We start from the raw sequence: 15,289 nt of genomic DNA on the forward strand, positions 1-15,289 counted from the left end.
TGCCGATCAGGTTGGCAGGGAGAGGGCAAAACTGAAGTGCTGGTAACCGTGACGGAAGTTCTGGATCATCTGCCACAGTGCGCTGTCGTCATCGGTCAGCCCCACACCGAGCGCAAGCGCGAGTGCCGCGCAGACCACGACGTACTCGATCATGGCCTGACCAGGTTGACGTGAAAGCGATGCCCGGGCGCAACGGTTCATGGCAATCTGCCCAGCGTGGAAACGGTATTGATGACGATCGTCGTTTTGCGCTGCGTATCGCGCGAAATGGTGACAATGGCTTCCTTGTCTGCCCCTTTGAAGTAGAGCGTCCGCCCCTGCCCCGAGCGCCAACTGGGGCCATCTGGCATGTCTGCAGCGGAAGATTCGTTCTCGAGGACGAATCCTTCGGCCGCCATGAGCGCCTGAGTGCGTTCGCTGTTGATCTGTGCATCCACCGTGTTTTCGAATACGGCATGCCAGGCGCGCCTGCCGCGATCCGCCGACACCATGTCACTCCGAACCGCGGATCCGGACGGTAGTCCAAAGAGCCAGCGATCAAGCTGCTCCTGGCGCAGGAGGCGCATTTCAGCGGCCGCCTCGAAGTCGCTCTCCGCCACCACACCGCGGACGCCGTTGGCATCGCGCTCGAGCTGGACGCTGAGGTATCGATGTCCCACAGCTTTGCCCAGTACAGTAGTCTTTCCGAGGTGGTTTTCTACCAGCGGGGAACCGAGCTCACGGGAAAACCATGCAAGCAGATCATCGACCGACTCGCTGGAGCGAAACCCGCGCATATGCATCGGCACGCCATTAAGCACGATCTTCTCGCCAACGGAGAACACCCGCGCGGAGTCCGGAAGCGCAATCGAACCTTCAACGGAATATGCCTTTGCCATTATCAGAATACAGGCGAGTCCGATCGGAATGCGGGTCATTGCGTTTACTTCGCCTTCAGACGATCCGCTGGCACCACGTCCCGCCAGAAATCGATCCTGCCCAGTTTTGGACCTTGAAGACCTGCGGGTGCTTCGATGATCGACACGTAGCCGTCGACTTCGCCGGAAATACTCGCGAGACTTGCAGCCGGAAAGATTGCAGCGCTGCCTAGAATCCGGCTTTCGACCTCTGCTGCATGCTTTGCCGCCCACGGCTCGAGCAGCAGGCTGGTGTGTCGCGTCATCGTCAATTCGGTCGTATCGAATGGGCGGTAGAAAGCCAGCGCAGTTGGCAGCGGCGCAAGCTTTACACTGATGTTGGCACGGTAGATGCCTTTTGACGCCAGACCAAGTCCGGATGCGATCATTCCAAAGCTGTCCATGTCGCTTGCTGCCTCGAAGCCGTCCGCGTGCGAACTGCCAGCGCCGGGGCCGAAACTGACGGCCACATCGGAAAAGCGATTCAGCAGTGGCCGGGCGTCGGGCCCCCGCCAGAACAGGTTGCGATGCGCGTTGAATTCGCCGGCGACGTCACCCGTCTTGATCGGCGCGTCCGAATTGCCAAAGAAGCGGCGTCGCACTTCGTCCGCCAGCTGGCCCTCAGGCTTCCATGACCCTGTCGCACGGTCGTTCCGGATCGTCGCGTCAAACGCAGCGTAACGCGCAGCCATCTGTGTGGAATGGTTGATATCCTGATATTTGGCGATCATCGGAATCAGCAGAAACAGCGGCATCATCGTCAGTGCAACGACGAGGAACTCGGTCAGCGCCTGACCGCACTGCGCAGATCCGCGCGCGCGATTGCGATGTGCGCTCATGACGTGAGCGACAGGAGCCACCGGTAAGACTCTCATTTCAAGAATGGCCGCGGTGCGTTCCGCAAGATCACCGCCCCATCCGGATGCCGAAAGATCTCGCTACTGACCTGCAGATCCAGGACAACCTCTCTTGCGGTAAAGGTGTGGAACTTGTCAAAGGTCGCTTGCAACAAGAGGCCCGGCCTTTCCAGGTGGTACGCGGACCGCTGATGCGGCAAGTCGCTCTTGGGTGTTGCCATGCACTTTTGCATCAGCGGCGGCGAGCCGAATACCTCGCAGCGCATTCCGGCAATCGTTTTGAAGCTTCCGGTGGGCGCCAGGAGCGCCATCGTGCCGCCACCAACGCCGCGCAAGACCGCGAGCGTTTCAGGCGACAGTGCGTCTACTTCGTTCGATGGCAGTCGAACCACGTTGCGGCAGGACGGTGGCGACTTCCCCTTCTCTGCACGCAGCGTTTCCTCGCAGTGCAGACTTCCATCGATGAGACGACGCGTCTTTCCGCTCGCGCGTCTGAGACCACAATTGCCGACATACCCCTGATCCCGGTGGATGTCCCTGCGCGAGTCGATCTCCAATTTTGTCGCCGAACGGATTGCAACCGACTTTCCCGCCGCATAGTAGATTTCAAGGTCCTCAAACCAGGTCTTCTCGGGTATGCCGCCTGTCGGCAAGGGCTGGTATGGCCCTGGATCGTCACCGAGGTCTATGCCCAATTTGCATAATTCGTGCAATTGCTGCAGATTTTCGCGCTGGTGCTTCTGAAATTCTGGATCAAGCTCCATCGTCAGATGAACGTAGTGCGCAGACACCGTCGCGCCGCCGAACTCGGAGTGATACGGTCTCCAGCCCTCGTCGGCATGCAATGCACTGCTGACGAAGAGCAAAGCGAAACTGAACAGCGCAAGACCGCTGAATCCGATTTTCATGGCATTTCCACTCCCTGCAGGCCTTGCGCAAAGCGGACCTCGGCATCAGCGGACACCAATCGTGGCTGCCAGAACGGATTGAACAGGCTGCCGATCTCCCTGGGTTTTCCCATTCCAGTGCCGTACGCGTTCGCGTCCTGACGCGCGAAGAAGACCTCAGCGGCCGAAACTGCAACAAGCTCGTCACCGCCCGCGGGCATGGCGCTGAAGTTGTTCAGCGACTGTCCGAGCCGCGTGCCGCTACCGCTGCCACGAATCTCTGCGCGACCTTCCGAGGTCCGCGTCTGCGCGACAACGCGGCGCAGACGCACTGCCAGCCGGAGGCGCGGATCGTCCCCGGCAAGCGCACTGTCGGAAAGGTCGTAGAAATCCGGCAATCCCGAGTAGTCCCAGGTGGACGATGAGGCAGCGCCGTAGGCCATCCCGCCCGAGGTCGGATTGACCAGTCTGGCGGCACCGTAGCGGGAGAGATCGGTGTCGCTGCCCGGCACGTCGGCAGCACCACGTCCGCCAAAGCCCACTGGATACTCATTGATGTAGCAGTCACCGTACTTGTCTGTCTTCCAGCGGAATTCGGACATGGCATCAAGCGCCTTCCATTCGTCAAAACCGATCAGATCGGTGCCGCCACGGCGGCTGATCCAGTCCCACATATAGACACAGCCCTCCGGATACAGGGCAGGCATTGTCCAGTTGCGCCGGGGAACAAATGCGTCCCTGCTTGCAGCGGTTTTCGACACCTCGGCAAACCGCGTACGCTCGTCATCGGCATATCTGGACACGAAGCTGGTGATGTCGGACGCGCTGAGCGACAAGGGGTCGACCGCGATATCGCCATCGTCTCGGTAGTTCGATTCGGCGACCTCGCGCATGACCTTGAGACGGGCCGGAATCAGCCCCATATAGGCGACCTGCTGCGCCTTCATCAAACGCATCCTGATGATCTTGTCCGATGCGAGCGCCAGCCCCTCGAGGGCACTGACGTCACCGTATTCGTCGTTCAGGTGGCCGAGAGAATCTCCGCTGGTCTCCGCAATGAGATAGGACGGGTAGTATCCGATGTACTTCATCCAGTTCACGCCAGCCCCCATTGTTCCCATGGTCTCGACATACTGAATCCACGAGGAAAGGCTCACCAGCTGCGCGATCGCTACCGTATTCGCGAGCATGGCGCGATTGGCATAGGCCTCGTAGTTCAAGGTGCGCGCATTCATGACCGCACCGCTGTAGACCACGGCATCGCTGGTATTCACGAGCCGGGTCTTCTCGGCCGACAACTGTCCGGTGTTGAACAGAAAGAACAATGCAACGACCGAACCGACGATTACGAACAAACCGTAGATTGCGGCCTGCCCATCCTGTCTAGATCGACTCACGACAATGCGGCGTCGCTGCGACGAGAGAAGTTCTTCATTCCAGCACCGGCTCGCAGTACGTCCGACAGTCTCACTGACTCGGTCAGCGCGAATTGTCGTTGGTGTATGCGTTCAAGCCTTTCTTGGTCGTGCCTTCGGCCTCGGCGTTGTCGGCAGACGACTGCGCGGATGAGATCGCAGCACTTGCCGACTTGCCCGACACCTCGAGCGCAATGCCCGCGGTCTGGCTGCGAACGGTCTCGCCGAAGAACTGATACACCGCAATGGCCGCAACGGCAATCAACGCAACGATGACGATGTATTCGGTCATCCCTTGCCCGGACTGGTTGATCGATTCCCTCATTGCACCACTCTCCATGACAATGTATTTTGCAATGGTGCAAATGTACGCTGCGACAACATGCTTTGCAACATGCTTTTGGCATTTTTTCTGTAAATTCATACACGCCTCCGACATTCATGGCACTTCCGTCTCCACTTGCCCGGCTTCTTCTCGTTCTTGCGCTTGGCCTCGTCAGCGAATTTGCCTGGGCCCCGTACTCGATGTCGTGGGCCATGCTGCCGATCCTCGGTGCGGTTTATCTGTGCCTGGCCGCGACGCGCCAGCCGGCCTTGGTCGGCGGCTTGGCACTGGCGTTCGGCATTGCCCAGCATGCGTCGGGTCATGCCTGGATCTACGCTGCACTTGTCGACAAGGCCGGTTTGCCCGTGCCCTTCGCCGTCCTTGCCACCGCCATCTTCGTGCTCTACCTGGCGCTATTCATGGCACTGCCGAGCGTTCTCTGGGCACGTTTTCTGCTGCGGGCTCCACCAGTCGGTGCGTCCTGCGACATGGTCTCCGCGGTCGCGCTTGCCGCCCTGTGGGCCTTTGGCGAGTGGATGCGCAGTGCGTGCCTCGGCGGCGTCAGTTCGCTGGCGCTGGCCTACGCCTGGCTGGATACACCACTCGAAGGACTGATTCCCCTCGGCGGCATGCATGGTACGGGCCTGTTCGTCTACCTGATCGGCTTCGGGGCCGGTCCAGCCCTGAGCCGGCTCAAGGCGAGGCAGCCGCGACAGGCAACGGCGCTCGGCATGCTGCTCGTTTGCGCGCTTGCACTGGGTCAGTGGGGCAGATCGATGCCCTGGATCGACGCCGAGGGCGCAACGATGGACTTTCGACTCGTTCAGACCGGTATCCCACAGCGCGACAAGTTCGACCCGGATAGCGCGGGCCGCATCGTCAGGCAGGTCACCACCACGATGGCATCATCGCCCGCAGCGCTCGTGGTCGCACCGGAAACGGCATTTCCGATGTTCTTTCACCAGTTGCCGATGGGCATTGTCGATACCCTCGTGCAATTCGCGAGACGCAGCGGAAGCCATCTCTTCGTCGGGGTCGCGCACATGGGCAGCCAGCTCCGCGGACACAACAGCCTGCTCCATGTCGCGCCGGGAAGCGCACCACTTTCTTTCCACCACAAGGTGCTGTTGATGCCATTTGGCGAATACGGGCCAAGGGGTTTCGACTGGTTTTCCAGGCGACTGAACATGGCGTTCAAGGATCTTGTCCCGGGCCCCGTCGACCAGCCCGCATTCGACGTCGGCGACCACCGGATCGGTACCATGATCTGCCACGAAGACTCCGTTGGCTGGTTCGTGCGCCAGCGCGCGCTCGACGCCTCGGTATTGTTGAATCCGAGCAACCTGGCGTGGTTCGACCACAGCAAGGCCATACCACAGGGGCTGGCGATGGTCAGGGTCAGGGCGCTGGAGAATGGTCGTCCGGTCCTGCGCGTCGCCAACACCGGCATTACCGCCCACGTCGATCATCGCGGGAGGCTGATCGGCAGTTTACCTCCGTATATGGCTGCGGAACTGAAGGGCGAGGTGCAGCCCACGAAAGGCACAACACCTTATGCGCGAACCGGGGATTGGCCCTTTGTCGTGGCGTGCCTCACGATGTTGCTGGCGATCGGGCTACGGCGGCAAAAATGCCAGCGCGTATAGCGCGGCGCAAGAGAGATTGCCGTGGTTACGCGGTCGCCTCAGCGGAAGAAGCGACTGAGCCAGCCTCGATCCTTCTTTCTTTCCTTCTCGGCGATGAGGTCAACCATATTTGCCTTGACCGCCGCCACATAGTCAGCGTCGTCGCGTCTGATGTGATTGATCAACCAGGCGCTCAACAGCGTGTGCAGTTCGCTCGCAATGTCCTCACCGGCGCGAAAGCGACCAACGTATTCATTGATGCGCCGGATGAACAGTTCGTGAACCTTGCGATGAGGCTTGCAGAACTGATAGCCTGCCTCTTCCTGCAGGCTCTCCTCAAACGCGAAGTGCGACACGGTATAGTCGACCAACTCGTCGAGCGTCCGCCCGACGACGTCCTTGATGCCGCCGATGTTGGCCGACTCGAGCGTATTGATGTAGTCGACGATGCGCATGTGTTGCTGATCGATCACCGTAATGCCGGTGTCGAGGTCGGGGGTCCAGGTGATGGGCAAGGCCCTTCTCCGAAGAATCAGTCGGATTCAGCTTGCCAGGCGGGTGGCAGCGCTCAAGAACTGTGCATTCTATTCCAGGATCATTTCCTCAGGCTTGATCAAGGTCAACCCTGGTGCGATCACGGCAAGAAGGACAGTCCCGGACAGGCACGGTAACGGCCTCGAGTAAGGAAATCCCGACCTTCCCTCCCCGGCCCGCCGCACTTCGCCTGCGAGGCGCCGGCGGGCATCGTGCCCGGTGAAGTGCGCTTCGGGCATTCCTATACAATCGTGTCCGCTCGACTGCCCAATCCGGCGACACTCACTCTCGGTCATACAGGAGACTCATTTTGGGCGAACATGTGATGCTCACCATCGCAGCCATCACCTTGCTGGGTGGATTGTGCCAATGGCTCGCCTGGCGCTTGCGCCTGCCCGCCATTCTGTTCCTGCTCCTGACCGGCATCCTGGTCGGGCCGGGCACAGGCTGGCTCGTTCCCGACGACTTGATGGGAAACCTGTTGTTTCCGTTTGTCTCGCTGTCGGTGGCGGTGATTCTGTTCGAAGGCGCCCTGACGCTCAAATTCTCCGAAATCAGGGGTTTGCAGCACGTGGTGCGGCGCTTTGCCACGAGCGGCGTGCTGGTCACATGGACCGTCGCAGCGCTGGCCGCGCGGCTGATTGCGGGCTTCGACTGGGAGCTGGCCACCCTGTTTGGCGCGATCATGGTGGTGACCGGCCCCACGGTCATCGTACCCATGCTCCGTACCGTACGTCCGACGGCGCGAATCGCGAACATCCTGCGCTGGGAAGGCATCATCGTCGATCCGATCGGGGCTTTGCTGGCGGTGCTGGTGTTCGAATTCGTGGTGTCCACCGAAGCGGGCGGCGCACTCAGCGCGACGATCCTGCTTTTTCTCGGCATCATCGCCATCGGTGCGCTCACCGGCCTCATCGGCGGTTACGTGATGGGGGAGGCCCTGCGTCGCGACTGGCTGCCCAATTACCTGTTCAATGTCGCCACACTTGGCGCGGTCTTCTGCTGTTTCGCCTTTTCCAACGCCGTGGCCGAAGAATCCGGGCTGCTTGCGGTGACGGTGATGGGAATCTACCTAGGCAACCGCAAAGGGGTGCCGATCGAGGAGATCCTGGCGTTCAAGGAAAGCCTGTCACTGCTGTTGATCACCGTGCTCTTCATCCTCCTCGCCGCGCGCCTGGACTTCACCCAGCTCGAGGCGCTGGGCTGGGTGGTGGTGGGCGTGTTTCTCGCCATCCAGTTCATCGCCCGCCCGCTCAAGGTCCTTTACTGCACCTGGGGATCGAGCATTACCTGGCAGGAACGCACACTGCTTGCCTGGATCGCCCCGCGCGGCATCGTTGCCGCCGCGGTCAGTGCCCTATTCGCACTCAAACTCGAACAGCGCGGCGTCCATCAGGCGGCGCTACTGGTGCCCCTGACCTTCGTCGTCATCATCGGCACCGTCGTGCTGCAGAGCCTGACCGCCGGGAAACTCGCCAGGATACTCAAGGTCGCCGAACCCGAGCCCGCGGGCTTCCTGATCCTCGGCGCCAATCCGCTGGCGCGCAAGTTGGCGCAGGCACTCGAACAGCAGAAGATTCGGGTACTGCTGTGCGACACGCTGTGGGACAACGTCAGCCGTGCCCGCATGGCCGGGCTCAAGGCCTATTACGGCAACCCATTGTCCGAACATGCGGAAGTCTATCTCGACACCACCGGGCTCGGGCGCATGCTGGCAGTCACCGCTGATGCGCATCTGAACGCACTGGCGTGCAACCGCTACAAAGGCGTGTTCGGCTCGAAATCGGTCTTTGCGCTGCGCGTGGGCGGCTCCACCACCGCCAACGGCCGCAGCGACACGGCACGCGAAGGTCGAACGGCCTTCAACGAGCATGTCGGCTATGTTGACCTTTCACGCCGTCTCTACCGTGGAGCGGAAGTACGCCGCACGACCTTGTCGGAAGCCTTCACCATGGAGCATTTCCGCGCCATGCACGGCGACCACGCGACGCTGCTCTTCGCGATCGACCCCAAGGGCAACCTGGAAGTGTTCACAGCGGAAAACGCACTCGAACCCGCCCCCGGCTGGTCGGTGATGGCACTGGTCGATGCGGCACCGGTCGATGCGACACCGGACGAGGATTCCGACTCCCTGATCGATACGGAAATCGGCAAGGCTCAGACCACTTCCGCGTGACAGCCGCGCGAAGACTCGTCGTGGCACATCGGCCATGGGCCATCTACACTGATCTGGGCATTCTGCGAATTGCTCACAGTGTCTTGCCCATCCGGAGAAGGAGTAGTCATGACCCACTCTTCCGCACAGGTAGAGCCCGTACTGACGACACTACCGGCTCTGCTGCAGACGATCGAGGGCACGCTTGCCGTACCGACCGCGGACAACGCACTGGCCACACTTGCCTTCGACGGCTTCCGCTATTTGAGCACAATGGCGTTTGCGCACTCGCAGCCTGCGCTGGCACTGCTCTATGACCTCGAAATCGTCCTTGTCGGCATACGTCCGGGCAGCCAGCTGCTCGATTTCAAGATCTACGTCAGGCTCAGGGAGAGCGTCAGAACACAACTCGAAAAGGCCGGCGCCGAGACCCTGATCGGAGAAACACTGTCACTGGCCGGCGCGATCAGCGGGTCCGTAGCGCTGTGGGCCACGACCTTCCCGGAGGTGCAGGCCCGGATGCGGCTGGACATGCCTCAGTGCCCGCCCTCCATCAGTTTCGTCGTGCATCCGGCACCTGAAAAGCCGAACCCGTTTCATGGCGGCGGACATTCGTTCAGCCTCTAGGAATGTCCCTGAAGGGCCGCCGCCGGCAGACACCGCAGTACGGGTTCATTCGCGCCAGAATGGCTTGTCTGCACCGAAATTGGCCTCGGCGCGGCTGATACCAACGTCGCGCAGGATTGCATCATCGAGTTCGCGCAATTCGCGCCGCTGGCGGGCACGCAGACGCCAGATGCTCACGATGGATGCAGCGCGACCGATCCACTCGATCACGGAAGCACGCGGCGCCGACCGACGCTGAACGGGATCGCTGATGCATTGGCTTGCCTGGCTCATGACGCACTCCTTGAACGGGATTGGGATGACTCAAGCTTGGCCTCCGGGGGCAATACGATCCAATCGTTTTTCGGGATTTCCCCGTTCAGGAAATGTGATGGCGTGACGCCCGCAACTGCGCTTTACTACTATCCGGACACACTGCCAGCGGAGACCGCATCGTGGAGCTCTATCACCTCAGAACCTTCGTCACGGTTGCCGAAGAACAGCATCTGACGCGCGCGGCCGAGCGCCTGTTTACCAGCCAGCCCGCCATCAGCGCGCATATCAAGGCACTTGAAGAAGAACTTGGGCTCAACCTCTTCGACCGCACGCCCAAAGGCATGCAACTCACGGCCGCAGGCGAACTCCTGCTCGATCATGCGCAACGCGCACTGACAGCTGCCGGCGACTTCCTTCACCTTGCCAAGGGCATGCAGCGCGAACTGCTGGGCAGCATTCGTATCGGTCTCAACACCGACGCTGAATTTCTGCGACTGGTCGAATTGCAGGCTGGCCTGAGCGCGCACTACCCCCGGCTCGGGATCGAGTTCATGTCGGGCCGCACCGGTGCCAACATTCCCGCCCTGCGTATCGGCCGTCTCGATGCCGCCTTCATCAGCGGTGATTGCGATGAGCCGCTGCTCGAGTCCCACATCCTGCGCGAAGAGGAAATGGCAGTCGCCGTGCCGCACGCATTGCGCGACCAGATCGCCTCGCCGGACATCGCCGCGCTGGCGCGTCTGCCATGGGTCTATACCTCGCCCGACTGCGCCTACTATCAGTTGATGCAGCCATTGTTCGAAGCGCACGGCTGCAAACCGGTGAAGACCATGCTGGCTGACCAGGAAGATGCGATGAAGGCGATGGTGGCCGCCGGGGTCGGGCTCGGCATCATGCGCAAGAGCGAAGTCGAACAGGCCGAACGTTCCGGCACGATGCACGTATTGCCGATGGACTTGCCCACGATCAGCCTGCGCTTCGCCTATCTCAGGACGCGCGCCAACGACCCCGTCATTCGTGCCGTCGTTTCAGAACTTTCGGCCATCTGGGCGCTGGAACCCGAACAGCAGCGCAAAGCAGTCTGAGTGACTGCTCACCGCCCGTTCAGTTCCAGCTATCCGCCCAGCCGTCGAAGCTGCCGCGTACATGAAAGCGGCTGGCCACTTCCACGAGCGCCGCGGTCATCGGTGCGTCAAACGGGCTGTGCCCGGCGGCGTCGATGAAGCGTAGCCGGCTGCCCGGCAGCGCATGTTGCAGCTTGCGTGCGTTGGCAGGGCGGCAAACGAAGTCGAGGCGACCGTGCAGAATGGCCACCGGCATCCCCGCCATTGCCGCCGCACAACGCAGCGCCTCGGCTTCGCCGATGAAGCAATCATTGGCAAGGTAATGCGCCTGGATACGGTACTTGTCGAGCGCCAGGTCCAGCGCATCGGCCGATAGCGGCGCCTCCGCCGGCGGCAGGCGGCCGGGGCTGGACAGCGCCGCTTCCCATTGCATCCAGCGCTGCAAGGCGCGCGCGGCAGTCAGACGGTCTGGTGAGCGCAAGGCATCGAGATAGTGTTGCGCAATGTTCGCCTGCCCGCTTTCGTCGAGGTAGTCGGCGAGGCGCTCCCACGCCACGGGCAGCAAAGCGGAAGCGCCGCGAAAGAACCAGTCGAGATCGTCCTGCCCGGTGAGGAAGATCCCGCGCAGGATGGCACCGCTGCAGGCCTCGGGATGACGGGCACAGTAGGCCAGCGCCAGGCTCGCCCCCCACGAGCCGCCGAACACCAGCCAGCGCTCGATGCCGAGATGGCTGCGCAGTCTCTCGATATCGGCGACAAGGTGATCCGTGGTGTTTGCTGCAATCTCGCCACGCGGCGTACTGCGCCCGCAACCACGTTGATCGAACAGTACGATGCGGAAGAGGGCGGGGTCGAGCAGCTGCCGATGACGTTCGCTGCAGCCGCTGCCCGGTCCGCCATGCAGGAAAATCACCGGCATGCCGTCCGCAACGCCACATTCCTCGAAATAGAGGTGATGGCCATCGCCCACGTCCAGATGGCCGTGGCTGAAGGGCTCGATCGGATCGAACAGGACGCCGGCAGCAGCACGGTCGGGCGTCGAATTGGGGGCTTGGGTCATTTCCTGATCATAGCCCGCCCGCGTACGGATTTTCGACGCCCGACCGAAGCCGTCTTCCCGCGCACGCAATCTACAGAAAATCGCTATCGACCTTTCAAGGCTTGTGCGACGCGCCCCGCCAACCGACGGCGCACCATGCAGTCGTGCGCTGCCGAGTTGGCGGCCACCATTCGACAACCATCGGAGACGAACCATGAAATGGGAAACCCCTGCAGCCTGCGATTTTCGTTTTGGATTTGAAATCACGATGTACATCGCCACGCGTTGATGTATGCCGGTGAAGCGGCCATCCGGTCGCTTCACCCACGAATGAACGGGGGGAAGCGTGAGAATACGTGTACTGGGCGCAGGCGCCGGCGGTGGATTCCCGCAATGGAACTGCAACTGCCCGAATTGCGACGGACTGCGCAAAGGCCACATCCGCGCCACGGCCCGGACCCAGTCGTCGATTGCAGTCAGCGGTGACAGCGAGCACTGGGTACTGTTCAACGCCTCGCCCGACGTGCTGCAGCAGTTGCGCAACTTTCCCGAGCTGCAACCCGCCCGCGCCCTGCGCGATACCGCCATCGTGGCCATCGCGCTCATCGACGCGCAGATCGACCACACGACGGGTCTCTACATGCTGCGCGAACATCGCCAACCGTGGCCGGTCTGGTGCACCGCCGAAGTGCGCGAGGACCTGTCGGTGGGCAATCCCCTGTTCGGCGTGCTGGGCCACTACGCCGGCATCGGCTGGAACGAGATCCCGCTGGCGGGCAGCTTCGCCATCGCCGGCGCGCCGGGCCTTGAGTTCGAGGCACTGCCACTGACCAGCAATGCACCGCCGTACTCGCCTCATCGCGATCACCCCCGCCCCGGTGACAATATCGGCGTCAGCCTGATCAACACCACCAACGGCAAGCGCCTGTTCTACGCCCCCGGCCTGGGCGAGATGGAGCGCCACGTGTGGGCCGCGATGGAGCAGGCCGACTGCGTACTGGTCGATGGCACCTTATGGACCGATGACGAGATGATCCGCCTCGGCGCCTCGCAGAAGACCTCGCGGGCCATGGGCCACCTGCCCCAGAGCGGCGCCGGCGGCATGCTCGAATGGCTGGATCGTCTGCCCGCCACCACGCGCAAGGTACTGATCCACATCAACAACACCAACCCGATCCTCGACGAAGACAGCCCCCAGCGCGCCACGCTGACGGCACACGGCATCGAGGTCGCTTTCGACGGCATGGAGATCGAACTGTGATCGCTTTCGACACCGACAATACCATCGAGCATATCGCCGACATCAGCCTCGCCGACGAGCAGGACGCCCCCTGGCGTACCGACGAGTTCGAAGCCCTGCTGCGCGAAAAGGGCACCAGCTACCATATTCACCACCCGTTCCACCGCATGATGGCGGCCGGCACGCTGACCCCGGCGCAACTGCGCGGCTGGGTGGCCAACCGCTTCTATTACCAGATCGCCATCCCGGTCAAGGACGCGGCGATACTGTCCAACTGCCCGGATCGCGAAATCCGTCGCGAATGGATACAGCGCATCCTCGACCACGACGGCTGCCACATCGGCGACGTCGACGACGCCGGCGGGATCGAAGCCTGGATCCGCCTCGGAGAGGCCGTCGGCCTCAGTCGCGATGATGTGACCTCGCTGCGCTTTGTCGCACCTGCTGCGCGCTTCGCGGTCGACGCCTACATCAACTTCGCGCGCCAGCGCCCATGGCAGGAGGCGGTCGCGTCCAGCCTGACCGAGCTCTTCGCACCCCATATCCACCAGCAGCGCATCGACACCTGGCCCACGCAGTACCCGTGGGTCGATCCCGCCGGACTGCAGTACTTCAAGAACAGGCTCACCCAGGCCCGACGCGATGTCGCCCACGGCCTGCGCTTCACGCTGGCGTACTTCAGCCAAAGCCGGGCGATGCAGCAGCGCGCCCTCGACATCCTGCAATTCAAGCTCGACGTGCTGTGGGCGCTGGCCGACGCGATCATGCTCGACCAGTGCGAGATCGAGATCGTGGGGCCGAAATCATGACCGCCACCGTGACCGAACCGGTCGTCGCGCCGCGTCTGTCGAAGAAATTCCGCCTGCAGTGGGAAGACGCGCAACACGCCTGGGTGCTCCTTTACCCCGAAGGCATGGTGAAACTCAACCAGAGCGCGGGCGAGATTCTCAGCCGCTGCAACGGCGAAAGGACGCTGACCGAGCTGGTTGCGGACCTCGAGCAGACTTTCGACACCACCGGCCTTCAGGCCGACGTTGTCGCCTTTCTGCGCATGGCGCGGCAGCAACTCTGGATCGAGTACTGAGAAATGAACGACACCACGTCCCTGCTGCTCCAGCCTGCCGCGCAGGTCGGTCCGCCGCTGTGGCTGCTGGCCGAACTTACCTACCGGTGCCCGCTGCATTGCGTGTTCTGCTACAACCCCGTGGATTTCGCCCACCACCCGGACGAACTCTCCACCGAAGACTGGCTGCGGGTGTTGCGCGAGGCGCGCGCAGCAGGCAGCGTGCAGTGTGGCTTCTCGGGCGGCGAACCGCTACTGCGCGACGACCTCGAGATACTCGTGGCCGAAGCGCACAGGCTGGGCTTCTACACCAATCTGCTCACCTCCGGCGTCGGCCTCACCGAAGATCGTGCCGCGGCGCTCAAAGCTGCCGGGCTGGACCACATCCAGCTCTCGTTTCAGGATTCCACCCGCGAGCTCAACGATTTCCTGTCGCATACCCGCACCTTCGAGCTCAAGCAGAAGGTGGCCGCCATCATCAAGGCCAACGGCTGGCCAATGGTGATGAACTGCGTCGTGCATCGCCTCAATATCGACTACATCGACCGCATCATCGACATGGCGGTGGCGCTGGATGCCGAATACCTCGAACTCGCCAACAGCCAGTACTACTCATGGGCGCTGCTCAACCGCGACCAGCTGTTGCCCTCACGCGAGCAAATCGAGCGCGCCGAACGCATCACCAACGAACGCCGGGCACAGTACGGCGAGCGCATCCGAATCTTCTTCGTCGTGCCCGACTATTACGAAAACCGGCCCAAGAAATGCATGAACGGCTGGGGCAATGTCTTTCTCACGGTGACGCCTGACGGCACCGCGCTGCCCTGCCACACCGCGGGCATGCTGCCGGGTCTGAGCTTTCCCAATGTCCGCGACATGGATGTCAAGGCCATCTGGTACGACTCCGAGGGTTTCAACCGCTACCGTGGTGACGCCTGGATGAAGGACAGCTGCCGCAGCTGCCCCGACAAGGAGAAAGACCTCGGCGGCTGCCGCTGCCAGGCCTTCATGCTCACTGGCGACCCGGCCGCCGCCGATCCGGTGTGCGACAAGTCGCCCCATCGCCACGTCGTGACGGCAGCCGTCGACCGCGCACAGGGACAGCTGCCGGCCGTTCACGAGGCGCCGCTGGTGTTTCGCAGCCCCGAAGAATCGAGGCGCAGGCGCGCCATCACGGCATCCGTTCGCTAGCGTATTGAGTGCTTTAGATGACCCTTGTCTCGAGTGGCGGTTGTCGACGCGCTCCTCGCCCGTGAACGCTCGGGGAAATGGCGGAAGCGGAGGCCTCCCTTTCTAAGAGGACGTGG

General features: G+C 62.1%; 18 protein-coding genes. 9 read left to right on the top strand and 9 right to left on the bottom strand.

The genetic code is table 11. The annotated features are described in order from the left end of the window. Positions 1-6: 6 nt before the first annotated feature. The 6 genes from J5J83_RS14955 to J5J83_RS14980 form a co-directional block, all read right to left on the bottom strand. Positions 7-201, bottom strand: coding sequence for a hypothetical protein (locus tag J5J83_RS14955; protein WP_212350464.1), 195 nt, complete (start codon positions 199-201; stop codon positions 7-9). Then, complete coding sequence (locus tag J5J83_RS14960; protein ID WP_212350466.1) at positions 198-917, bottom strand: hypothetical protein; 720 nt, start codon at positions 915-917, stop codon at positions 198-200. The genes J5J83_RS14955 and J5J83_RS14960 overlap by 4 nt, the downstream gene beginning before the upstream one ends. 5 nt (positions 918-922) lie before the next feature. Further along, the gene (locus J5J83_RS14965) at positions 923-1,735 is read right to left on the bottom strand and encodes a hypothetical protein (protein WP_212350467.1); all 813 of its coding nucleotides are present in this window, start codon (positions 1,733-1,735) and stop codon (positions 923-925) included. A gap of 32 nt (positions 1,736-1,767) precedes the next feature. Then, a complete protein-coding gene (locus tag J5J83_RS14970; protein WP_212350469.1) occupies positions 1,768-2,661 on the bottom strand; it encodes a hypothetical protein in 894 nt (297 codons plus the stop codon). Beyond that, positions 2,658-4,037 (bottom strand): pilus assembly protein TadG-related protein, encoded by a 1,380-nt coding sequence (locus J5J83_RS14975; protein WP_212350471.1) that lies wholly within the window; start codon positions 4,035-4,037, stop codon positions 2,658-2,660. The genes J5J83_RS14970 and J5J83_RS14975 overlap by 4 nt, the downstream gene beginning before the upstream one ends. A gap of 82 nt (positions 4,038-4,119) precedes the next feature. Beyond that, positions 4,120-4,380 (bottom strand): hypothetical protein, encoded by a 261-nt coding sequence (locus tag J5J83_RS14980; RefSeq protein WP_249115738.1) that lies wholly within the window; start codon positions 4,378-4,380, stop codon positions 4,120-4,122. A gap of 116 nt (positions 4,381-4,496) precedes the next feature. Here J5J83_RS14980 and lnt point away from each other — a divergent pair, with 116 nt between their 5' ends. Further along, positions 4,497-6,026, top strand: a complete 1,530-nt coding sequence (lnt, locus tag J5J83_RS14985) for an apolipoprotein N-acyltransferase (protein ID WP_212350473.1) — start codon at positions 4,497-4,499, stop codon at positions 6,024-6,026. 38 nt (positions 6,027-6,064) lie between these two features. On the opposite strand, the gene J5J83_RS14990 is transcribed toward lnt, so the two are convergent. Beyond that, positions 6,065-6,520: a bacteriohemerythrin gene (locus J5J83_RS14990; protein ID WP_212350474.1), complete on the bottom strand. Its 456-nt coding sequence runs from the start codon at positions 6,518-6,520 to the stop codon at positions 6,065-6,067. Between the two features lie 344 nt (positions 6,521-6,864). Here J5J83_RS14990 and J5J83_RS14995 point away from each other — a divergent pair, with 344 nt between their 5' ends. Then, a complete protein-coding gene (locus J5J83_RS14995) occupies positions 6,865-8,715 on the top strand; it encodes a sodium:proton antiporter (protein ID WP_212350477.1) in 1,851 nt (616 codons plus the stop codon). Between the two features lie 108 nt (positions 8,716-8,823). Beyond that, positions 8,824-9,321: a hypothetical protein gene (locus J5J83_RS15000; protein WP_212350479.1), complete on the top strand. Its 498-nt coding sequence runs from the start codon at positions 8,824-8,826 to the stop codon at positions 9,319-9,321. Between the two features lie 45 nt (positions 9,322-9,366). On the opposite strand, the gene J5J83_RS15005 is transcribed toward J5J83_RS15000, so the two are convergent. Beyond that, positions 9,367-9,594, bottom strand: a complete 228-nt coding sequence (locus J5J83_RS15005; protein ID WP_212350481.1) for a DUF1127 domain-containing protein — start codon at positions 9,592-9,594, stop codon at positions 9,367-9,369. 161 nt (positions 9,595-9,755) lie between these two features. Here J5J83_RS15005 and J5J83_RS15010 point away from each other — a divergent pair, with 161 nt between their 5' ends. After that, positions 9,756-10,661 (top strand): LysR family transcriptional regulator, encoded by a 906-nt coding sequence (locus tag J5J83_RS15010; RefSeq protein WP_212350482.1) that lies wholly within the window; start codon positions 9,756-9,758, stop codon positions 10,659-10,661. A 19-nt stretch (positions 10,662-10,680) separates the two neighbouring features. Here the strand turns inward: J5J83_RS15010 and pip are convergent, their stop codons facing one another. Then, the gene (pip, locus tag J5J83_RS15015; protein ID WP_212350484.1) at positions 10,681-11,700 is read right to left on the bottom strand and encodes a prolyl aminopeptidase; all 1,020 of its coding nucleotides are present in this window, start codon (positions 11,698-11,700) and stop codon (positions 10,681-10,683) included. A 193-nt stretch (positions 11,701-11,893) separates the two neighbouring features. Here pip and pqqA point away from each other — a divergent pair, with 193 nt between their 5' ends. Genes pqqA through pqqE form a run of 5 tightly spaced genes read left to right on the top strand, consistent with a single transcriptional unit; the run spans position 11,894 to position 15,173 of the window. Beyond that, the gene (pqqA, locus tag J5J83_RS15020; protein ID WP_108951310.1) at positions 11,894-11,968 is read left to right on the top strand and encodes a pyrroloquinoline quinone precursor peptide PqqA; all 75 of its coding nucleotides are present in this window, start codon (positions 11,894-11,896) and stop codon (positions 11,966-11,968) included. A 57-nt stretch (positions 11,969-12,025) separates the two neighbouring features. After that, positions 12,026-12,940, top strand: a complete 915-nt coding sequence (pqqB, locus tag J5J83_RS15025; RefSeq protein WP_212350486.1) for a pyrroloquinoline quinone biosynthesis protein PqqB — start codon at positions 12,026-12,028, stop codon at positions 12,938-12,940. A gap of 23 nt (positions 12,941-12,963) precedes the next feature. Beyond that, positions 12,964-13,728 carry a pyrroloquinoline-quinone synthase PqqC gene (pqqC, locus tag J5J83_RS15030; protein WP_349251952.1) on the top strand — a complete coding sequence of 255 codons (765 nt, stop codon included), beginning with the start codon at positions 12,964-12,966 and terminating at the stop codon, positions 13,726-13,728. Next, on the top strand, positions 13,725-14,003 hold the full coding sequence (gene pqqD / locus J5J83_RS15035) for a pyrroloquinoline quinone biosynthesis peptide chaperone PqqD (protein WP_212350488.1): 279 nt from the start codon (positions 13,725-13,727) through the stop codon (positions 14,001-14,003). The genes pqqC and pqqD overlap by 4 nt, the downstream gene beginning before the upstream one ends. Positions 14,004-14,006: 3 nt before the next feature. After that, positions 14,007-15,173, top strand: coding sequence for a pyrroloquinoline quinone biosynthesis protein PqqE (gene pqqE, locus J5J83_RS15040; protein ID WP_212350490.1), 1,167 nt, complete (start codon positions 14,007-14,009; stop codon positions 15,171-15,173). The last annotated feature ends 116 nt before the right edge of the window (positions 15,174-15,289 follow it).

It is taken from the genome of Azoarcus sp. L1K30, from assembly GCF_018122735.1.
In the GTDB taxonomy this organism is placed as follows: domain Bacteria; phylum Pseudomonadota; class Gammaproteobacteria; order Burkholderiales; family Rhodocyclaceae; genus Parazoarcus.